Below are 20,227 nucleotides of genomic sequence, written 5' to 3'. Positions count from 1 at the left end.
TGTGGAGTGTGCCTGGACGGCGGCCCTCGGTGTGAGCCTGCGCGCCAACCTAGTCACCTCGAACCCGCTGGTCATCCTGGACCCCGTGTCATCTGCGCCGGGCCGGTGTGCTGCACGGACACGCGATCGGACCGGACAGTGCAGTAACCGGGCCGTCACCGCTGGTCAGCAGGCCGTCGTCCGGCCCGACGCCGGCCGAGCAGCCACCCGGTCAGGCCGGACAGCACCAGCAGCCCGGCCACGACCAGCCCGGCACCGACGACGTGGCCGGCGGTCCAGAGCACCGCCCAGCGGTCGTCGTCGAAGGAGAGGGTCAGCCGGCTCTGGTACGCCGTCCCCGCCGGCAGGGGCGTGTAGGCGGCCCAGCCGCCGTCGGCCGGTGAGCCCGACCGGTTGGTCCGCCAGAACAGCGCGATGCCCAGCGCGCACAGCGCCGCCCCGAGGGCCAGCACCAGCCGGGGCGCCGCGCGGCTCACGCGGTGAGCTCCGCCGTCCAGCGGTCGGCGGCGGCCCGCAGCGCGGTGGCGTCCGGCCCGGCCTGCAGCACGTCCCGGGAGACGGTGGGGACGACGGCGCGCCCGGTGCCGAACAGCCGGCGCAGGTCCGCGACCGACCCGCCCTGCGCGCCCAGGCCCGGAGCGAGGACCGGACCGCCGAGCCCGTCGAGGTCGACGTCCAGGTCGGGCAGGGTGGCGCCGACGACGACCCCGAAGGAGCCCGTGGCCGGCCCCCACCGGCCCGCCACGTCGCGCACCGCGGCCACGTCCGGCAGCGGGTCACCCACCACCCACCCCGGGGTGTTCCAGCCGCGGACGGTGTCCACCACCACCTGGGCCGCGCTGCGGGAACCGACCAGGGCGTGCTGCAGCGTGCCGGCGTCCGGGTTGGAGGTGCGGGCCAGCACGAACAGCCCCCCGCCGGTCCACCGTGCGGTGTCGACGGCCGGCTGCAGCGACCCCGGCCCCAGGAAGGGGCTGACCGTCAGGGCGTCCACGGCCAGCGGGTGCTCCGGGCGGAGGTAGTCGGCGTAGGCGTCCATCGTCGAGCCGATGTCCCCGCGCTTGGCGTCCAGCAGCACCAGCGCCCCGGCCGCCCGGGCGCGGACCACGGCCTCCTCCAGCACGGCCAGCCCGCGGGAGCCGTGCCGCTCGTAGAAGGCCAGCTGCGGCTTGAGCACCGCGACGTGCCCGGCGAGGGCGTCCACGACGGCGTCGGTGAACCGGGCCAGCCCCTCGGGGCTGTCGGGCAGCCCCCAGCGCTCCAGCAGCGGCACGTGCGGGTCGATGCCCACGCAGAGCGGACCGCGGGCGGCGACGGCGTCGGCCAGCCGCTCCCCGAAGGTGCCGCTCACGCCGCGGCCCCGGCGAGCTCGTCGACGCACGCCCGGGCGAGGAACGGGTCGGCGAAGGCGCCGGTGGCCGTCTGCACGCCGGCCGCGCCGAGCTCCAGCAGCGCCGCGCAGCTCGCCGGGTCGGTCACCCCGCCCATCGCCAGGACGTCGAAGTGGAACCCGCCGGCCGTCCGCAGGTCCAGCAGCCGGGCGGTGAAGTCCAGCGCCAGGTCGCGCACCGCGGCGCCGGACACCCCGGCCAGCGGCCGCCCCGGGAAGGTGGGCCGCCCGTCGGCGCGCTGCACCGCGCACTGCACCGTGTTGATCGCGGCCACCCCGTCCAGGTGCGGTGCGATCCGCGGCAGCAGGCCGGCCAGGGCGGGTCCGTCCAGCCAGGAGAGCTTGGCGACCAGCCCGGTGCTGCTGGACAGCGCACGCCGGGTGGTCTCGACGATCGCGGTGGTCAGCTCGGCGTCCAGGCAGATCGGTGGCCGCACCCCACCCTGGGCAGCGTCCAGCGCGTTGGGGCAGGACAGGTTGAGCTCCACCACCGGGGCGCCGGCGGACTCGGCCAGCCGCGCCGTCCGGGCGAAGTCCTCGGCGATCGCCTGCAGCTGCGGCGGGCCCTCGCCGACGTCCTCCCCCAGCACGCTGACCAGCAGCAGCTGGTCGGGGGCCAGGCAGCGGACCGCGGCGGCGACGTCCTCGGTCCAGACCGCCGGGTCCGGCGACGGCACCCCGAAGGAGTTCGCCGACGTCACCGCCGGGTCGCCGGGCGGCACCCAGTCCGACGGCTCGGCGATGACCACCGGCGGCCGCCCGTCGACCGCGAACGGCTCGCGCACCGCCGGGACGAACGCCCAGTTGGGGAACTGGTTGGCCGGGTGCGCGCGACTGCGGACGGTCTTGTAGGTGAGCAGGTTGAAGCCGTTGCCGGCCAGGTACTGCACCCAGGCGGCGGTGCCGGTCATCGGGCAGGCCGGGACGCCGATCGGGAAGCCGGTCCGCCGGCCCAGCACCGACCAGCTGCCGGCGGCCCGCGGGCGGACCGGCAACCGGGGCCCGGGCGGCCCGACGCGCGCGGCGGCCACGTCGTCGGTGAGGGCGTAGGCCGGGAAGCGCACCCCCGAGCGGGCCAGCAGCCGGTGCTGTCCCGCGGTGGCCAGCAGCCGGACGAGGGCGGGCAGGTCGTCGGCGGCCAGCCCGTCCCGGTCCAGCGCGGTCGTGAGCCGGACCAGCCAGGCCGGTTCGGGAGCGGGGGCGCCGTCCAGCCGCGCGACGGCCGCGGCGTGCAGGGCCCGGAGCACCGGGCCGGACAGCCCGGCCGCGCGCGCCTCCCGGCCCAGCTCGGCCACGGCTGCTGCGCCCCCGCCCCCGGTCACGCCGCTCCCCCGGTCATGCCGTGGTCCCGGCCGCCGCCTGGGCGGCGGCCAGGGCCTGGTGCAGGTCCTGCAGGCTGCGCACCCCGATGTCACCGCGGCGCAGCGACTCGACGCCCTGCACGGTGGCCGCCATCCCCTGCACGGTGGTGATGCACGGGATGCCGGCGCTGACTGCGGCGGCCCGGATCTCGTACCCGTCCAGCCGCGGCCCGCTGTTGCCCGGCGTGCCGAACGGGGTGTTGACCACCAGGTCGATCTCGCCGGCCAGGATCCGCTCGACGACGTTGCCCGGGCCCTGGGAGAACTTCCCGACCACCTCGCAGGCGACCCCGTTGCGGCGGAGCACCTGGGCGGTGCCCACCGTGGCCAGCACCCGGAAGCCCAGGTCGGCCAGCCGCTTGACCGGGAAGACCGCCGAGCGCTTGTCCCGGTTGGCCAGCGACACGAACACCGTGCCCCCGGTCGGCAGGTCGCCGTAGGCGGCGGCCTGGGACTTGGCGAACGCGGTGCCGAACTCCGCGTCGATGCCCATCACCTCACCGGTCGACTTCATCTCCGGCCCGAGGACGGTGTCCACCCCCTGGCCCTCCATCGTCCGGAAGCGGTGGAAGGGCAGCACCGCCTCCTTCACCGCGATCGGGCCGTCGACCGGCAGGTCGGTGCCGTCACCGGTGGCCGGCAGCACGCCCTCGGTGCGCAGCTGGGCGATCGTCTGGCCGACCGCGATCCGCGCCGCCGCCTTGGCCAGCTGCACCGCGGTCACCTTCGACACGAACGGCACCGTGCGGCTGGCGCGCGGGTTGGCCTCCAGCACGTAGAGGACGTCGTCCTTCAGCGCGTACTGCACGTTCATCAGCCCGCGCACGCCGATCCGGGCGGCGAGCGCCTCGGTGGCCCGCCGGATGGTCTGCAGGTCCTCCCCGCCCAGGGTGATCGGCGGCAGCGCGCACGCCGAGTCACCGGAGTGGATCCCGGCCTCCTCGATGTGCTCCATGACCCCGCCCAGGTACAGGTCGGTGCCGTCGTAGAGCGCGTCGACGTCGATCTCCACGGCGTCCTCGAGGAACCGGTCGACCAGCACCGGGTGGTCGGCGCTCACGTCGGTGGCCTTGGTGATGTAGGCCTCGAGCATGGCGTCCTCGTAGACGATCTCCATCCCGCGCCCGCCGAGCACGTAGGAGGGCCGCACCAGCACCGGGTACCCGATGGCGGCCGCGATCGCCACGGCCTCGGCCGACGTCGTCGCCATGCCGTGCTTGGGCGCGAGCAGGCCGGTGTCGGACAGCACCCGGGAGAACTCGCCGCGGTCCTCGGCGGCGTCGATCGCCTCCGGGGACGTGCCCAGCACCGGGACGCCGGCGTCCTTGAGCCGCTGCGCCAGGCCGAGCGGGGTCTGCCCCCCGAGGGTGCAGATGACCCCGGCGACCGGGCCGGCGGCGCGCTCGGCCTCGACGACCTCCAGCACGTCCTCGAAGGTGAGCGGCTCGAAGTACAGCCGGTCGGCGGTGTCGTAGTCGGTGGAGACGGTCTCCGGGTTGCAGTTGACCATCACCGCCTCGTAACCGGCGTCCTGCAGGGCCATCACCGCGTGCACGCAGGAGTAGTCGAACTCCACCCCCTGCCCGATCCGGTTCGGCCCCGACCCGAGGATCAGCACCGCCGGCTTCTCCCGCGGCTCCACCTCGGTCTCGGAGTCGTAGGAGGAGTAGTGGTACGGCGTCCGGGCGGCGAACTCGGCGGCGCAGGTGTCCACGGTCTTGTAGACCGGCCGGATGCCCAGCCGCCAGCGCAGCGTGCGGACGCCGTCCTCCCCCGCCAGCTCCGGCCGCAGCACGGCCACCTGGCGGTCGGACAAGCCGTGCCGCTTGGCCCGGCGCAGCAGCTCGGGGGTCAGCGACGGCGCCTCCCGGACCTCCTCGCCGATCTCGTTGACCATGGCGATCTGGTCGACGAACCAGGTGTCGAAGCCGCTGGCCTCCGACACCTGCTCGACGGTGGCGCCGGCGGCCAGGGCCCGCTGGGCGGTGTACAGCCGGCCGTCGACGGGGGTGCGCAGCTGCTCCACCAGTGCGGCGGCGTCCGCGGGCTGGGCGGCGTCGGTCCAGAACCCGGCCGCCGAGGTCTCCGTCGACCGCATCGCCTTGCCCAGCGCCTCGGTGAAGTTGCGACCCATCGCCATGACCTCACCGACGCTCTTCATCGTCGTGGTGAGCCGCGGGTCGGCACCGGGGAACTTCTCGAAGGCGAAGCGCGGGATCTTCACCACCACGTAGTCCAGCGACGGCTCGAACGACGCCGGGGTGACCCCGGTGATGTCGTTCGTGATCTCGTCCAGGGTGTAGCCGATGGCCAGCTTGGCGGCGATCTTGGCGATCGGGAAGCCGGTGGCCTTGGAGGCCAGGGCGCTGGACCGTGACACCCGCGGGTTCATCTCGATGACGACCAGCCGGCCGGTCTCGGGGTGGACGGCGAACTGGATGTTGCAGCCGCCGGTGTCCACGCCGACCTCGCGCAGCACGGCGATGCCGACGTCGCGCATCTGCTGGTACTCGCGGTCGGTGAGCGTCATCGCCGGGGCGACGGTCACCGAGTCACCGGTGTGCACGCCCATCGCGTCGATGTTCTCGATCGAGCAGATGACCACGACGTTGTCGCTGCGGTCGCGCATCAGCTCGAGCTCGAACTCCTTCCAGCCGAGCACCGACTCCTCGATCAGGACGGTGTGCACGGGTGAGTCGGCGAGCCCGTGGCCGGCCATCCGGCGCAGCATCGGCTCGTCGGTGGCGATCCCCGAGCCCAGCCCGCCCATGGTGAAGCTGGGCCGGATGACCACCGGGTAGCCGACCTCGGCGGCGGTGGCCAGCGCCTCCTCGACGGTCCCGCAGACCGTCGAGCGCGGGGCGTCGGCGCCGATGGAGCGCACGATGTCCTTGAACTTCTGCCGGTCCTCGCCGCGGTTGATCGCGTCGACGTCGGCGCCGATGAGCTGGACGCCGTACTTCTCCAGCACCCCGTTCTCGTACAGGCCGATGGCGAGGTTCAGCGCGGTCTGGCCGCCCAGGGTGGCCAGCAGCGCGTCGGGGCGCTCCTTGGCGATCACCCGCTCGACGAACTCCGGCGTCAGCGGCTCCACGTAGGTGGCGTCGGCGACCTCGGGGTCGGTCATGATCGTGGCGGGGTTGCTGTTGACCAGGCTGACCCGCAGCCCCTCGGCCTTGAGCACCCGGCAGGCCTGGGTGCCCGAGTAGTCGAACTCGCTGGCCTGGCCGATGACGATCGGCCCGGAGCCGATCACGAGCACGTGCTGCAGATCTGTCCGCTTGGGCATCAGGCGTTCTCCCCCGTGCTCGACTCGACGACGGGTGGAGGTGTCACCGCGTTGCCCTTCTTCGAAGCCGCCATCAGGTCGACGAACCGGCCGAACAGCGGGTTGGCGTCATGCGGCCCGGCTGCGGCCTCCGGGTGGAACTGCACGCTGAACGCCGGGGTGTCCAGCAGCCGCAGGCCCTCGACCACCTGGTCGTTGAGCCCGACGTGGCTGACCTCCACCGGCCCGAAGGGGGTGTCGACCGGCCGGTCCAGCGGGGCGTCGACGGCGAAGCCGTGGTTGTGGCTGGTGACCCGCACCGTGCCGCTGACCCGGTCCAGCACCGGCTGGTTGAGCCCGCGGTGCCCGAAGCGCAGCTTGTAGGTGCCCAGGCCCAGGGCCCGGCCGAGGATCTGGTTGCCGAAGCAGATGCCGAACAGCGGGCGCCGGGCCTCCAGCACGCCGCGCACGGCGGCGACCGCGTAGTCGGCGGCGGCCGGGTCGCCGGGCCCGTTGGAGACGAAGACGCCGTCCACCCCGTGCTCGAGCAGCTGCTCGGCGGTCGCCGTGGCCGGCAGCACGTGGGTCTCGACGCCGAGCTCGGCCAGGTACCGCGGGGTGGCCGTCTTGATGCCCAGGTCGAGGGCGGCGATGGTGAACCGCTTCTCCCCCACCGCCGGCACCACGTAGGGCTCGCTGGCGGTGACGCTCGGCGCCAGGTCGGCCCCCGACATGTTCGGGCTGGCGGTCACCCGGGCCAGCAGCTCGTCGACGCCCAGCTCGGTGCTGATCCCCGCCCGCATCGCGCCGCGGTCCCGCAGGTGCCGGGTCAGCGCGCGGGTGTCGATGCCGCTGATCCCCACCACGCCCTGGGCGACCAGCTCGTCGTCCAGGCTGCCGGTGGCCCGCCAGTTGGCCGGGCGTCGGGCCGGGTCGCGGACCACGAAGCCGGCCACCCACATCCGGCGGCTCTCGTCGTCCTCGCCGTTGACGCCGGTGTTGCCCACGTGCGGCGCGGTCATCGTGATGATCTGGCCCGCGTAGCTGGGGTCGGTGAGCGTCTCCTGGTAGCCGGTCATCCCGGTGGAGAACACCGCCTCGCCGACGGTCGTGCCGGTCGCGCCGTAGGCGTCGCCGTGAAAGGTCCTGCCGTCCTCGAGGACGAGGATCGCGTCGCTCACTTCTGTGCCTTCCCGTCCATCACGGTCGCCGTCCCCCGCAGGAACGTGGCGACCACCCGGCCGGGGAGCTCCCGGCCGGCATAGGGGCTGTTGCGGCTGCGGCTGGCCAGCGTGGCCGGGTCGACCGTGGCCCGGTGCGTGGGGTCCAGCAGCAGCAGGTTGGCCGGCTCGCCGACGGCGAGCGGTCGGCCGTGGGCGTCCGCACCACGATCGTCGAGGCGGCCGATGGCCGCCGGCCGGACCGACATGCGGTCGGCGACCCCGCGCCAGTCGAGCAGCCCTGGCTCCACCATGGTCTGCACGACGATCGAGAGGGCCTGCTCCAGGCCGAGCATCCCCGGCCGGGCCGAGGCCCACTCGCTCTCCTTGTCCTCCACCGCGTGCGGGGCGTGGTCGGTGGCGACGGCGTCGATCGTGCCGTCGGCCAGCCCGGCCCGCAGCGCCTGCACGTCGGCGTCCGTGCGCAGCGGCGGGTTGACCTTGAACACCGGGTCGTAGGTCTCCGCGCACTCGTCGGTGAGCAGCAGGTGGTGCGGGGTGACCTCGGCGGTCACCTGCACGCCGCGGGACTTCGCCCAGCGCAGGATCTCCACCGACCCGGCGGTGGAGACGTGGCAGACGTGCAGCCGCGCGCCCACGTGCCGGGCCAGCAGCACGTCCCGGGCGATCACCGCCTCCTCGGCCGCGGCCGGCCAGCCGGCCAGCCCCAGCCGCGCGGAGCGGTCGCCCTCGTTCATCTGCGCACCCACGGTGAGCCGGGGCTCCTCGGCGTGCTGGGCGACGACGCCGTCCAGGGCCTTGACGTACTCCAGGGCGCGGCGCATCAGCGCGGGGTCGGCGACGCAGTGCCCGTCGTCGGAGAACACCCGCACCCGGGCGGCGGAGTCGGCCATCGCGCCGAGCTCGGCCAGCCGTTCCCCGCGCAGGCCGACGGTGACCGCCCCGACCGGGACGACGTCGACCAGTCCGGCCTCCTGGCCCAGCCGCCAGACCTGTTCGACCACGCCGGCGGTGTCGGCGACCGGGTCGGTGTTGGCCATCGCGTGCACCGCGGTGAACCCGCCCAGCGCCGCGGCCCGGCTGCCGGTCTCCACCGTCTCGGCGTCCTCCCGGCCCGGCTCGCGCAGGTGGGTGTGCAGGTCGACCAGCCCGGGCAGCGCGACCAGCCCGGCTGCGTCGACCACCTGGGCGCCGTCGGCGGACAGGTCGGTGCCGATGGCGGCGATCACGCCGTCGGCCAGCAGCAGGTCGACGGCGTCCTCGCCGTACGGCTTCACGTTCTTGATCAGGTAGCTGGTCACGAGGTCCCCTCAGGTGCGCCGCCGAGCAGCAGGTACAGGACGGCCATGCGCACGCTCACGCCGTTGCCGACCTGGTCGACGATGGTGGAGCGGGCGGAGTCGGCCACCTCGGCGGCGATCTCCATGCCGCGGTTCATCGGGCCGGGGTGCATGACGATCGCGTCGTCGGGCAGCGTGGCCATCCGGCGCCCGTCCAGGCCGTAGCGGCGGCTGTACTCGCGGGCGCTGGGGAAGAACGAGGCGTTCATCCGCTCGGCCTGCACCCGCAGCATCATCACCACGTCGGCCTTGGGCAGCACGGCGTCCAGGTCGTAGCTGACCGCCACCGGCCAGCTGCCCACGCCCACCGGCAGCAGCGTCGGCGGGGCGACCAGGGTGACCTCGGCGCCCAGCGTGGACAGCAGCCAGACGTTGGAGCGGGCGACCCGGCTGTGCAGCACGTCGCCGACGATCGCCACCCGCACGCCGTCGAGCCGGCCCAGCCGCTGCCGGATCGTGTAGGCGTCCAGCAGCGCCTGGGTCGGGTGCTCGTGGGTGCCGTCGCCGGCGTTCACCACGCTGCCCTTCACCCAGCGGGCCAGCCGGTGCGGCGCCCCCGACGCCTGGTGCCGGATGACGATCGCGTCGCTGCCCATCGCCTCCAGGGTCAGCGCGGTGTCCTTCAGGCTCTCGCCCTTGGAGACGCTGCTGCCCTTGGCGGAGAAGTTGATGACGTCGGCGGAGAGCCGCTTGGCCGCCAGCTCGAAGGAGATCCGGGTGCGGGTGGAGTCCTCGTAGAAGAGGTTGACCACGGTGCGCCCGCGCAGGGTCGGGAGCTTCTTGACCTCCCGGCCCGCCAGCGCCGACTCGATCTGGCCGGCGGTGTCCAGGACGAGGGTCGCGTCGGCCCGGTCCAGGTCCGCGGCCTCCAGCAGGTGCCGCTTCACGCGCCCTCCCCCTCGGTCAGCAGGACCTCGTCCAGCCCGTCGACCTCGGCCAGGTGCACCTTCACCGACTGGGTGCGGGAGGTCGGCACGTTCTTGCCCACGTAGTCGGCCCGGATCGGCAGCTCCCGGTGGCCGCGGTCGACCAGCACCGCCAGCTGCACGGCGCGCGGCCGACCGAGGTCCCGCAGCGCGTCCAGGGCCGCGCGCACCGAGCGGCCGGAGAACAGCACGTCGTCCACGAGCACCACGAGCCGGCCGTCGACCCCGGCACCCGGCAGCCGGGTGTCCTCCAGGGCCCGGACGCCGCGCAGTCGCAGGTCGTCCCGGTAGAGGGTGATGTCGACGGTGCCGACGTCGACCGCGGTGCCGCTGAACGCCTCGATCCGGGCGGCCAGCCGGCGGGCCAGCGGGGCGCCGCGGGTCGGGATCCCGACGAGCACCAGGTCACCGAGGCCACCGTCGGCGGTGCCGGCGGACGAGGCGCTCGCCGCGCGCTCGATCAGCTGGTGGGCGATCCGGTCGACCACCCGGGCGACGTCGTCCGCGCTCAGCAACGGCGGGGGGCCACCGGCGGGCGGCTCGGTGGACGGTGGCACGGGCAGCTCTGATGACGTGGTCATCAAGCCTCCTTCCCCGCCTCACGGGACGGGTCGTTAAAGGAGTTCAGCGCCGCCGGCCGGACCGGCCGACGACGAGGTGGACCGCCGAAGACGGTACTGCACCGCCGGAGGTGGCCTGCGTCGCACCCGGCAGGCGGCCCCCGGGAAGGCTTCTGACCCATTGGAGGCTCCCGGACTGTCGCCACACCGGCTGTGCCAGTACTCTGCGTGACCAGAACCGTTCCCTACCGACGACAGTCAGTGAGCAGAGGTCATGAGCACCGACTACTCCAGGGCGCTGGGCGCCCGCCTGCGGGCCATCCGCAACCAGCAAGGGCTGTCGTTGCAGGGCGTGGAGGACAAGTCCCACGGCCGGTGGAAGGCCGTCGTCGTCGGCTCCTACGAACGCGGCGACCGTGCGGTCACCGTGCAGCGGCTGTCCGAGCTGGCCGTCTTCTACGGCGTGCCGGTGTCCGAGCTGCTGCCCGACCCGCGGCCGAGCTCCGCGGTCACCAAGAGCACCAAGATCGTGCTCAACCTGGAGTCGCTGGGCTCGCTGCCCGCCGACGAGGCCGGCCCGCTGGCCCGCTACGCCTCGACCATCCAGGCACAGCGGCACGACTACAACGGCAAGGTGCTCTCGATCCGCGCCGAGGACCTGAAGTCGCTGGCGATCATCTACGACATGAGCCCCGACGAGCTGACCACCCGGCTCATCGAGTGGGGTGTGCTCTCCCCGGGCGTCGACGGCGTCGGCTACGCCACCGAGGAGGACGACGACGCCTCCTGGGGCGAGCGCCGCCGCGCGCCGCGCTAGCCGGACCTGACGCCGATGGCCCACTCCGCGCTGCGGAGTGGGCCATCGGCGTCAGTGGCCCCGTTGCAGGGCCCCGCCGCGAGCCTGCGAGTGGTGGGGGGCAACGGGGCCCTTCATCAGGTGGGGATCTCGGCGCGGACGATGCCACCGAGGACGCCGTTGACGTAGGCCGGCGAGTCGTCGGTGGACAGCGCCTTGGCCAGCTCCACCGCCTCGTCGATGACCACCGCGTCGGGGACGTCCTCGACCCACAGCAGCTCGAAGACGGCCATCCGCAGGATCGCCCGGTCGACGTCGGGGAGCCGGTCCAGCGACCAGCCGGAGGCGTGCTCCTCGATCAGCTCGTCGATCCGGGCCTGCTGCGCGACAGCGCCCTCGACCAGCCGGACGGCGTGCTCGGGCACCGGCGGGTTGCCGTCGGCGATGCGGTCCCGCAGGACCGTGAGCGGGTCGCTGGAGCGCAGGTCGGCCTCGTAGAGGACGTCGACCGCGCGCTTGCGCGCCTTGGTGCGGGCTGCCACGAGGTCAGCTGACCCGGCCGAGGTAGCGACCGTCGCGGGTGTCGATCTTCAGCTTCTCGCCGGTGGTGATGAACAGCGGGACCTGGACCTCCGCACCGGTCTCCAGGGTCGCCGGCTTCGTGCCGCCGGTGGAGCGGTCGCCCTGCAGGCCCGGGTCGGTGTGCTGCACGACCAGCTCCATGGTCACCGGCAGCTCGACGTACAGCGGGGTCTCGTTGTGCACCGCCACCGTGACCTCGGTGTTCTCCAGCAGGTAGTTCGCACCGTCCCCGAGGGTCGTGGCGGGGACGTAGATCTGCTCGAAGGTGTCGCCGTCCATGAAGACGTAGTCGGTGCCGTCGGCGTAGAGGAACGTCATCGACCGCTTGTCGACGTTGGCCGTCTCGATCTTCAGGCCGGCGTTGAACGTCCGGTCGACGACCTTGCCGGAGAGCACGTTCTTCAGGGTGGTGCGCACGAAGGCGCCGCCCTTGCCCGGCTTCACGTGCTGGAAGTCGGTCACGGTCCACAGCTGGCCGTCCAGGTTGAGGACGGTGCCGTTCTTGAGGTCGTTGGTGGTAGCCATCTAGAGGACCAGCAGTTCCTTGCTCGTGAGGGTCAACAACTCGGGCTCGTCGTCCGTGACGATCAAGGTGTCCTCGATCCGGACACCGCCGTGGCCGGGCAGGTACACCCCTGGCTCCACGGTGACGGCCATGCCAGCGGCCAGGGTACCTGCGCCCAGTGCCGAGATGCCCGGAGCCTCGTGGATCTCCAGGCCGACCCCGTGCCCCAGACCGTGGGTGAAGTGCTCGCCGTGCCCGGCAGCGACGATGACGTCCCGGGCCGCGGCGTCCACTGCGGTCACCTCCGCGCCGACCGCCAGCGCCGCCCGGCCGGCCGCTTGCGAGGCAGCGACCAGCTCGTACACCTCGCGCTGCCAGTCCGCCGCGTGCCCCAGCACCAGGGTGCGGGTCATGTCGGAGTGGTAGCCGTCGACGGTCGCCCCGAAGTCCAGCTTCAGGAAGTCGCCTTCGGTCAGCTCGGTGGAGTCGGGCCGGTGGTGCGGGATGGCGGAGTTCGCCCCGGTCGCCACGATCGTCTCGAAGCTCGGCGCCTCGGCACCCAGCGCGAGCATCCGGGCGTCCAGTTCCCGGCCCACCTGCAGCTCGGTGCGCCCGGGACGCAGGGCCCCCTCGGCGGCCAGCTCGGCCAGCGCCGCGTCGGCGACCGCGCAGGCCCGCCGCAGCGCCTCGATCTCGCCCTCGTCCTTGACCGCGCGCAGCGCCTCCACCGCCCGGCGGATGCTCATCAGCTCCACCGCGGCGCCGTCCTCACCGAGCAGCCGCTCCAGGCCGTGCAGCTCGTCGACGGTCACCACGTGGGACTCGAAGCCCAGCCGGGTCGCACCGCCGGTGCGGGCGGCCCGGGCCAGGGCGGGCATCGTGGCCCGGTCGACCAGCAGCTCCACGTCGGGCACCTGGGTGCCGGCCTGCGTGGTGTACCGGCCGTCGGTGCCGAAGAGGTCCCCGCCGTCCGTGCGGAGCAGGAGTGCACCGTTGGAGCCGGTGAAGCCGGTCAGGTAGCGGACGTTGAGCAGGTCCGTGACCAGGACGGCGTCCAGCCCGGCGGCCGCTGCAGCGGCGCGCAGCCGGTCCCGGCGGCCGGCCTCGGGGCGGGTCACCGGGCTCCCCGGGCGGCCAGGTGGCGCAGCGCCAGCTCGTACCCCTGCACCCCGAGCCCGACGATCACCCCGTCGGCCACGGCCGATACGTAGGAGTGGTGCCGGAACGGCTCGCGGGTGTGCACGTTGCTGATGTGCACCTCCACCACCGGGGCGGGAACCGCCGCGAGCGCGTCCCGGAGGACCACCGAGGTGTGCGACCACCCGCCGGGGTTGATCACCACCGGGTCGCCGGCGTCGGTCGCGTCGTGCACCCAGCCGAGCAGCTCGCCCTCGGAGTCGGTCTGCCGGACGACGACGTCCAGCCCCAGCTCGGCGGCGGCGGCCTCGATCAGCTGCACCAGCTCGGCGTGGGTGGTCGTGCCGTAGACCTCGGGCTCGCGGGTGCCGAGCCGGCCGAGGTTGGCGCCGTTGAGCACCTGGATCGTCATGCACGGTCTCCGTTCACGGCTGCCCAGGCGGCGTCCAGCCAGGCCTGGTCGGGGTCGGTCAGGATGGCCGGCGCGCCCAGCCCGTCGAGGACGACGAAGCGCAGCGAGGCACCGCGGGCCTTCTTGTCCACCCGCATCACCGACTGCAGCTGGGCCCAGTCGCCCCGGTAGGTGGTGGGCAGCCCCATGGCGGCGATCAGCTCGCGGTGCCGGTCGGCGTCGGCGCGGGACAGCCGTCCGGCCCGGCAGGCCAGCTCGGCGGCGAACACCAGCCCGACCGCCACCGCCTCGCCGTGCCGCCAGCCGAAGTCCTCGACCCGCTCGATGGCGTGGGCGAGGGTGTGGCCGTAGTTGAGGAACTCCCGGCGGCCGGTGTCGTAGAGGTCGTCGGCCACGGCGTCGGCCTTGACCTGCACGGCCCGCGCGATCAGCTCGGCGGTGTCCGCGCGGCCGGTCGGGTCGGCCGCCAGCAGCTCCAGGACGCGTCCGTCGGCGATGAAGCCGCACTTGACCACCTCGGCCAGCCCGGAGCGGAACTCCGCCTCGGACAGCCCGGCCAGCGCATCCGTGTCGGCCAGCACCGCCGCCGGTGGGTGGAAGGCCCCGACCAGGTTCTTGCCGGCCGCGGTGTTGATGCCGGTCTTGCCCCCGACCGCGGCGTCGACCATGGCCAGCAGGCTGGTGGGCACCTGCACCACCCGGATGCCGCGGGTCCAGGTGGCGGCCAGGAAGCCGGCCAGGTCGGTGACCGCTCCCCCGCCGACGCCGACCACGGCGTCGGACCGGGTGAGCCCCAGCCGGCCGAACTCCTCCCAGGCGCCGGCGGCGACCTCGGCGGTCTTGGCGGCCTCGCCGTCGGGGACGACGACCGCCTCGGCGGCGACCCCGGCCTGCTGCAGCGTCTCGACCGCGGCACCGGCCGCCCCGGCCAGCGCGCGGCTGTGCACCACGGCGGCGCGGGCGGTGCCGTCGAGCACCAGCCCCAGCTGGGCCTGCACCCCCGGGCCGATGAGCACGTCGTAGGGCCGGTCGCCGCCGACGGTGATCCGCTGGGCGGTCACGGGGTGCCCGCCCCGACGGCGGTGAGCACGTCGGCCACCACGTCCTCGACCGGACGGGCGGAGGTGACGACGGTCGCGGTGGCGACCTCGGCGTAGAGCGGGGCGCGGGTCTCGAGCATGGTCCGCAGCATGGCGCGTGGGTTCACCGCCAGCAGCGGCCGGTCCCGGGAGAGCCCGACCCGCTTGGCCGCCGAGGTGACGTCGACGTCCAGCCAGACGACCGCGCCGCCGGCCCGCCCGTGGGCGACCAGCCGCTCGCGGGTGGCCGCGCTGGTGACCGCGCCGCCGCCGAGGGCCAGGACGCCGTCGTGCTCGGTGAGCGCGCGGGCCACGGCCTGCTCCTCCAGCGCCCGGAAGTGCGGCTCCCCCTGCTGCACGAAGAGGTCGGCCACCGTGGTCCCGGTCTGCGCCTCCACGTCGGCGTCGGTGTCCCGGAACGGCAGGTCGAGGGCCCGGGCGACCGCTGCGCCCACCGTCGTCTTGCCCGACGCGGGCGGCCCCACCACGACCAGCGCGGGGCCGGTCACCGGTAGGTCAGGGCGTCGAGATAGCCCTGCACGTTCCGGCGGGTCTCCGGCACCGAGTCCCCGCCGAACTTCTCCAGCACCGCATCGGCGAGCACCAGCGCGACCATCGCCTCCATGACCACGCTGCCGCGCGGCACGGCACAGGCGTCGCTGCGCTGGTTGATCGCGACCGCGGCCTCGCCGGTGGCGGTGTCGATCGTGGCCAGCGCACGCGGCACGGTGCTGATCGGCTTCATCGCGGCGCGGACCCGCAGCACCTCGCCGTTGGTCATGCCGCCCTCGATGCCGCCGGCCCGGTCGGTGCGCCGGGACAGCTGGTCGCCGTCCACGTCGATCTCGTCGTGGGCGACCGAGCCGCGCCGGCGGGCGGTCTCCAGCCCGTCACCCACCTCGACGGCCTTGACCGACTGCACCCCCATCAGCGCCCCGGCCAGCCGGGAGTCCAGCCGGCGGTCCCAGTGCACGTGACTCCCCAGGCCCGGCGGCAGGCCGTGGACGACGACCTCGATCACCCCGCCCAGGGTGTCGCCGGACCGGCGGGCGTCGTCGATCTCGGCGGTCATCCGCGCACTGGTGGCCGGGTCGGCACAGCGCACCGGGTCCTCGTCCAGCCGCGGGTTGTCCTCCGGCCCGGGCAGCACCCCGTCGGGGACGGCGACCGGCCCGATCGCGACCACGTGGCTGACCACCCGCACCTCGAGCACCTGGTGCAGGAAAGCCTGCGCCACGGTGCCCAGCGCGACGCGCGCGGCGGTCTCCCGAGCGCTCGCCCGCTCCAGCACGGGGCGGACGTCGTCGAAGCCGTACTTCTGCATGCCGGCGAGGTCGGCGTGACCGGGGCGTGGGCGGGTGAGCGGGGCGTTGCGCGCCTGCCCCTCCAGCACCTCGGGGTCAACCGGGTCCGCGGCCATCACGCTCTGCCACTTCGGCCACTCGGTGTTGCCGACCTGGACGGCGATCGGCCCGCCCTGGGTCACCCCGTGCCGGACGCCGCCGGTGAGGGTGACGACGTCCTCCTCGAAGCTCATCCGCGCACTGCGGCCGTGGCCGAGGCGGCGGCGGGAGAGCTGGGCGTCGAGGTCGGTGGTCTGCACCCGCACCCCGGCGGGCAGCCCCTCCAGGATGGCGGTGAGCTGTTGACCGTGCGACTCACCTGCGGTCAACCAGCGCAACATGCCGGCGATTCTGCCAGTCGACGGAGCACCTCCCGTCACGGCATGGGCATCGGCATGGGCATGGCGGCGGCCAGCGCCAGGGCGACGTAGGCGCCCACCAGCAAGGGCGGGCCGAAGGCCACGGCCGTGCGCCAGCCGGCCCGGCCCAGGGCGATGAGCAGCAGCGACCCCAGCGCGCCGAGGACGAACCCGGCCAGCACCCCCGCCAGCAGCACGCTCCAGCCCATCCAGCCCAGGAGGAGAGCGAGCAGGCCGAGCAGCTTGACGTCGCCGCCGCCGAGACCGCCAGGCTGGACCAGCCGCGCGAGGGTGCCCAGGCCGGCGACCCCCGCTGCGGCGACGACCCCCCGGGCCAGCGCGGGCCAGGTGCCCAGCACGGCGGCGTCCACGAGCAGGGCTAGGGCACAGGCCGCGACCGCCGGGAAGATGACCCGGTCGGGCAGCCGGTGCCGGGCCAGGTCGACCCCGGCCAGCACCACCGCGGCCGCCCCGAACCAGGCGAACGCGACGGTGGCCGGTCGCAGACCGGCCACCGCGGGGGCAGCGGCGAGCGCCACCGCGGTGCCGACCGCCGTGACCACCACCCGCCGGGACGACGCACGCGCCGCCCGGTCGCGCTCGGCGAGCCGCACCGTGAGGGCCGCCAGCCACGGGCCGAGCAGCAGGCCCAGGACGGCGGCGGCCCCGATGAGCACCCCGGTCACCTGGGTGTGGTCAGGCGTCCAGCGCGGCGCGCATGGCCTCGATCGGCGCCGGCCGGCCGGTCATCAGCTCGACCTGGGCGGTGGCCTGCCAGAAGAGCACCTCCAGGCCGCTGATGGTCCGCCCGCCGGCGGCCTGCACGCGCTGGGCGAGCGGGGTCGGCCAGCCTGCGTAGAGCACGTCCAGCACCGTCTGTCCGCGCCGCCAGGCGAGGTCGGCGACGGCGGCCTGGCCGCCGGCGGGGACCGTGCTCACCACCACCGGCGCGGTGACCGCCCCGGTGCGGTCCAGCCGCTGGACGTCGGCGCTCACCCCGAGGGCGGCCAGCACCCGGAGCAGGTCGGCGGCGCGGGCGGGCTCCCGGACCACGACGTCCACCTGCTGGGCGCCGAGGGAGGCGAGCGCGGTGGCCGCTGCGGCCGCCGTCCCCCCGGCCCCGAGGACGGCGGCGTGCTCGACCTCCTCGACACCGCCCAGCTGGAGGGCCATCCCCACCCCGGCGACGTCGGTGTTCTCCGCGCGCCAGCCGGCGTCGGTGCGCAGCAGGGTGTTCGCCGCGCCGAGCAGCCGCGGCAGCTGGTCGACGTCGTCGGCGACCGCCACCGCCGCCTGCTTGCACGGCATGGTCACCGAGAACCCGCGCCACTCCGGGCCGAGCCCGGCCAGCAGCACCGGCAGGTCCTCGGCCCCGACGTCCAGGGCGTCGTAGCTCCAGTCGTCCAGGCCGAGTGCGGCGTAGGCGGCCCGGTGCAGCCGGGGTGAGAGGGAGTGCCCGACCGGCCGGCCGAGGACGGCTGCCCTCATGCCGGCCGGACCGGGTCGTGACGCTGCGTCAATTGCCCGGGTTGTCCCGCAGCCACTGCTGGAACACCAGCACGTTCCGCTGGTGCTCCTCGGCCGTCTCCGCGAAGGCCGACTCGCCGGTCTCCGGGTTGGTCAGCACGAAGAACCGCCAGGGTCCCTCGGTCGGCGACTGGACCGCACGCAACGCCGCCTCCCCGGGGTTGCCGATGGGGCCCGGCGGCAGGCCGGCGTTCGCGTAGGTGTTGTACGGCGAGGGGTTGGCCCGGTCCTCCGGGGTGGTGAGGAGCCCGGTCTCGCCGCTGGCGTAGTTGACGGTGCTGTCCATCTGCAGCCGCATGCCGTCCATCAACCGGTTCTCGATCACCCGGGCCACCTTGCCCATGTCCTCCGGGGTGCCGGCCTCGGCCTGGACGATGCTGGCCTCGGTGAGCGTCGCGAGCCGCTGGTCGACCGGGACCTGCAGGTCGGTGAGCACCTGATCGGTGCGCGCCACCATCCTGCTGAGCACGTCGACGGCCGTCTGGCCCGGCTCGATGTCGTAGGTGGCCGGGAAGAGGAAGCCCTCCAGCGAGCCGTTGGCGTAGGCCGGCAGCCCCAGCTGCGCGGGGTCGGCGGCGGCGGCCTCGAGGTCGGCGAGCGGCAGCCCGCCCTCGTCGGCCAGCCGCTGCAGCACCTGGCTGACCCGCAGGCCCTCCGGGAGGGTCACCCGGGTGACCTGCCGGGACGCCGGGTCCAGCAGCAGGTCCAGTGCGGCCTGGCCGGACATCTCTTCGCGCAGGCGGTAGACGCCGGGCTGGATGCCGGTCGCGGCCGGGTTGGCCTCCGCGGCCTCGGTGAACGGCGGCACCGAGGCGATGACGCCGGCCTCCACCAGGGTGTCGCCGATGGCCCGCAGCGAGTCACCGGACTCGACGCGGACGTCGACCTCGCCGGTGCCGGCGCCGGCGTAGTCCTCGGCCACCGGGTTCACCCGCTCCCAGAGGGCCTTGCCGCCGAGGAAGATCCCCGCCAAGAGTGCGGCGAGCACCACCAGGGAGAGGCCGACCACCACCGGACCGCGGCGTCGGCGCCCGCCCCGGCCTCCGCCGGTCCCGCCGCCGGGGGCGGCTGCGTCGTGGTCGTCAGCGTCGACGTCGTAGTACTCGTCGTGGTGCTCGCGGTCACCGCCACCGATGACGTCGAGGCCGCCGGTCTCGGGGGACGCATGGGCCGCTGATGCGCCGTCGTCGTGGGGGTCGAGATGGGTGGGATCGAGGTCGCCCTCGTCGCCCTCGTCGCTCCCGTGCCGCTCGGAGACCATCCGCCAGCGCTCCTCGTCCGGGTCGAGGTCGTCGGCGGGCAGTGCGGCGTGCACCACGGTCGCCGGCTCCTCGACGGGCATGTCCCGAGATGCGGTGCGCACCCCGGCGTCGCCCGGTCCGGTGACGAGCCCGGCGAGTGCACCGGAGGGCCCGTTCGCCGGGACCGGCGACGATCCGGCCGTCCCGGGGACGGGACGGCTGGATGCCGACAGCCAACCAGGGTCTGTCCCGGCGTCGGCGAACCGGTCCGCGCGGACGTGGTCGGCGGTGGTGGGCTCGGCAGCGGGCCGGGGGGCCGGGACCCGCCGTCCGGCTGCCGGGCCGGTCCCGTGCGCGGTCGCCCCGAGACTCGGGACGGCCGGCGGGGCGGCCGGCATCTCGGCGGTCTGCGGGACGGTCACCTCCCGGGCTGCTGGGCCCGGAACGCTCCCACCCGGGCTCCGACGGAGCTCTGGGGCCGCCGGGCTGGTGGTCCGCCGGCCGAGGTCGAAGGCGCTCACGTCGAGGCCGGCGGCGGCGAGGCCCGCGTCGGCGATGCCGGGGGCGGCCAGGCCGGTGATCTCCACGTCCGCCACGTCGACGCCACCGCCCGCCGAGCGGGCCCGGGCGTCGGTGTCGGCCACGTACCGGCGGCGCCGGCGCGGGCGCAGGGTCGCGTCGTCGTCGGGGAGCTGCAGGGTCGCAGCGCCCGCCCACGCGGCCAGCAGCTCGGCGGCCGGGCGACCGGCGCCGGCGTCGGCGTCGGCCTGGGAGTGGCGACCGCGGGCGTGCGGCTGGGTCGGGTCCGTCACGAGTGGCGCCCCCTGAGGTCGGGGCCAGTGCGTCGTCGCTCGTCGAGATGGCTCTGCAGGATGACCACCGCAGCCGCTTGGTCGATCACCGAGCGCTGGCGGCGGGCATCGATGCCACCGGCGCGCAGATGACTCGCTGCGGTCACCGTGGAGAGCCTCTCGTCGACGAGGTGCACCGGGACGTTCCCGATGCGACTGGCCAGGGCTTCAGCGTATGCACTGGCATCTCTTGCCGATGCGCCCGACGCTCCGGAGAGGTGCTTTGGCAACCCCACAACCACCTCGACCACCTCGTGTGTCACAACCAGCTCAGCGAGGTGGTCCAGGTCGCGTTGGTCCTTCGCCCGCCGGACCGTCTCGAGCGGGCTGGCGAGCATGCCGGTGGCGTCGGAGAGGGCCACCCCGACC

Annotated in this window: 20 protein-coding genes; 1 reads left to right on the top strand and 19 read right to left on the bottom strand. The window is 74.5% G+C overall.

Going from position 1 to position 20,227, the window contains the following annotated elements; all coding sequences use genetic code 11:
- Positions 1–155: 155 nt before the first annotated feature.
- From O2W18_RS19780 to pyrR, 8 genes are read right to left on the bottom strand one after another with little or no spacing between them, the layout of a single operon-like run.
- Positions 156–476, bottom strand: a complete 321-nt coding sequence (locus O2W18_RS19780) for a hypothetical protein (protein WP_269189132.1) — start codon at positions 474–476, stop codon at positions 156–158.
- Positions 473–1,351 carry an orotidine-5'-phosphate decarboxylase gene (gene pyrF, locus O2W18_RS19775; RefSeq protein WP_269189131.1) on the bottom strand — a complete coding sequence of 293 codons (879 nt, stop codon included), beginning with the start codon at positions 1,349–1,351 and terminating at the stop codon, positions 473–475. Before pyrF ends, O2W18_RS19780 begins: the two co-directional genes overlap by 4 nt.
- Positions 1,348–2,712 (bottom strand): dihydroorotate oxidase, encoded by a 1,365-nt coding sequence (locus O2W18_RS19770; protein ID WP_269189130.1) that lies wholly within the window; start codon positions 2,710–2,712, stop codon positions 1,348–1,350. The genes pyrF and O2W18_RS19770 overlap by 4 nt, the downstream gene beginning before the upstream one ends.
- 13 nt (positions 2,713–2,725) lie before the next feature.
- The gene (gene carB / locus O2W18_RS19765) at positions 2,726–6,040 is read right to left on the bottom strand and encodes a carbamoyl-phosphate synthase large subunit (protein ID WP_269189129.1); all 3,315 of its coding nucleotides are present in this window, start codon (positions 6,038–6,040) and stop codon (positions 2,726–2,728) included.
- Complete coding sequence (gene carA / locus O2W18_RS19760) at positions 6,040–7,200, bottom strand: glutamine-hydrolyzing carbamoyl-phosphate synthase small subunit (RefSeq protein ID WP_269189128.1); 1,161 nt, start codon at positions 7,198–7,200, stop codon at positions 6,040–6,042. Before carA ends, carB begins: the two co-directional genes overlap by 1 nt.
- On the bottom strand, positions 7,197–8,501 hold the full coding sequence (locus tag O2W18_RS19755) for a dihydroorotase (RefSeq protein ID WP_269189127.1): 1,305 nt from the start codon (positions 8,499–8,501) through the stop codon (positions 7,197–7,199). Before O2W18_RS19755 ends, carA begins: the two co-directional genes overlap by 4 nt.
- Positions 8,498–9,427 carry an aspartate carbamoyltransferase catalytic subunit gene (locus O2W18_RS19750; protein WP_269189126.1) on the bottom strand — a complete coding sequence of 310 codons (930 nt, stop codon included), beginning with the start codon at positions 9,425–9,427 and terminating at the stop codon, positions 8,498–8,500. Before O2W18_RS19750 ends, O2W18_RS19755 begins: the two co-directional genes overlap by 4 nt.
- Positions 9,424–10,047, bottom strand: coding sequence for a bifunctional pyr operon transcriptional regulator/uracil phosphoribosyltransferase PyrR (gene pyrR, locus O2W18_RS19745; RefSeq protein WP_269171791.1), 624 nt, complete (start codon positions 10,045–10,047; stop codon positions 9,424–9,426). Before pyrR ends, O2W18_RS19750 begins: the two co-directional genes overlap by 4 nt.
- A 253-nt stretch (positions 10,048–10,300) precedes the next feature.
- Between pyrR and bldD the strand changes: the two genes are divergently transcribed.
- The gene (gene bldD / locus O2W18_RS19740) at positions 10,301–10,843 is read left to right on the top strand and encodes a transcriptional regulator BldD (protein WP_269171790.1); all 543 of its coding nucleotides are present in this window, start codon (positions 10,301–10,303) and stop codon (positions 10,841–10,843) included.
- Positions 10,844–10,959: 116 nt separating this feature from the next.
- Here the strand turns inward: bldD and nusB are convergent, their stop codons facing one another.
- From nusB to ruvX, 11 genes are read right to left on the bottom strand one after another with little or no spacing between them, the layout of a single operon-like run.
- Entirely contained in the window at positions 10,960–11,364 is a 405-nt protein-coding gene (gene nusB, locus O2W18_RS19735) for a transcription antitermination factor NusB (protein WP_269189125.1), read from the bottom strand.
- 4 nt (positions 11,365–11,368) lie between these two features.
- A complete protein-coding gene (gene efp / locus O2W18_RS19730) occupies positions 11,369–11,929 on the bottom strand; it encodes an elongation factor P (protein WP_269156862.1) in 561 nt (186 codons plus the stop codon).
- Positions 11,930–13,027 carry an aminopeptidase P family protein gene (locus O2W18_RS19725; protein WP_269189124.1) on the bottom strand — a complete coding sequence of 366 codons (1,098 nt, stop codon included), beginning with the start codon at positions 13,025–13,027 and terminating at the stop codon, positions 11,930–11,932.
- Positions 13,024–13,458 carry a type II 3-dehydroquinate dehydratase gene (gene aroQ / locus O2W18_RS19720; protein ID WP_036335050.1) on the bottom strand — a complete coding sequence of 145 codons (435 nt, stop codon included), beginning with the start codon at positions 13,456–13,458 and terminating at the stop codon, positions 13,024–13,026. The genes O2W18_RS19725 and aroQ overlap by 4 nt, the downstream gene beginning before the upstream one ends.
- On the bottom strand, positions 13,455–14,519 hold the full coding sequence (gene aroB, locus O2W18_RS19715) for a 3-dehydroquinate synthase (RefSeq protein WP_269189123.1): 1,065 nt from the start codon (positions 14,517–14,519) through the stop codon (positions 13,455–13,457). The genes aroQ and aroB overlap by 4 nt, the downstream gene beginning before the upstream one ends.
- A complete protein-coding gene (locus O2W18_RS19710) occupies positions 14,516–15,046 on the bottom strand; it encodes a shikimate kinase (protein ID WP_269189122.1) in 531 nt (176 codons plus the stop codon). Before O2W18_RS19710 ends, aroB begins: the two co-directional genes overlap by 4 nt.
- Complete coding sequence (aroC, locus tag O2W18_RS19705; protein WP_269189121.1) at positions 15,043–16,221, bottom strand: chorismate synthase; 1,179 nt, start codon at positions 16,219–16,221, stop codon at positions 15,043–15,045. Before aroC ends, O2W18_RS19710 begins: the two co-directional genes overlap by 4 nt.
- 35 nt (positions 16,222–16,256) lie before the next feature.
- Positions 16,257–16,925 (bottom strand): prepilin peptidase, encoded by a 669-nt coding sequence (locus tag O2W18_RS19700; protein ID WP_269189120.1) that lies wholly within the window; start codon positions 16,923–16,925, stop codon positions 16,257–16,259.
- Between the two features lie 10 nt (positions 16,926–16,935).
- The gene (locus tag O2W18_RS19695; RefSeq protein WP_269189119.1) at positions 16,936–17,727 is read right to left on the bottom strand and encodes a shikimate dehydrogenase; all 792 of its coding nucleotides are present in this window, start codon (positions 17,725–17,727) and stop codon (positions 16,936–16,938) included.
- Positions 17,728–17,755: 28 nt separating this feature from the next.
- Positions 17,756–19,819 carry an endolytic transglycosylase MltG gene (mltG, locus tag O2W18_RS19690; protein WP_269189118.1) on the bottom strand — a complete coding sequence of 688 codons (2,064 nt, stop codon included), beginning with the start codon at positions 19,817–19,819 and terminating at the stop codon, positions 17,756–17,758.
- Positions 19,816–20,220 (bottom strand): Holliday junction resolvase RuvX, encoded by a 405-nt coding sequence (ruvX, locus tag O2W18_RS19685; protein WP_442929154.1) that lies wholly within the window; start codon positions 20,218–20,220, stop codon positions 19,816–19,818. The genes mltG and ruvX overlap by 4 nt, the downstream gene beginning before the upstream one ends.
- Positions 20,221–20,227: the final 7 nt, after the last annotated feature.

It is taken from the genome of Modestobacter sp. VKM Ac-2983, assembly GCF_026967885.1.
GTDB lineage: Bacteria > Actinomycetota > Actinomycetes > Mycobacteriales > Geodermatophilaceae > Modestobacter.
The sequence above is the reverse complement of the archived record's forward strand: the minus strand, read 5'-3'. Positions and strand labels throughout refer to the sequence as shown.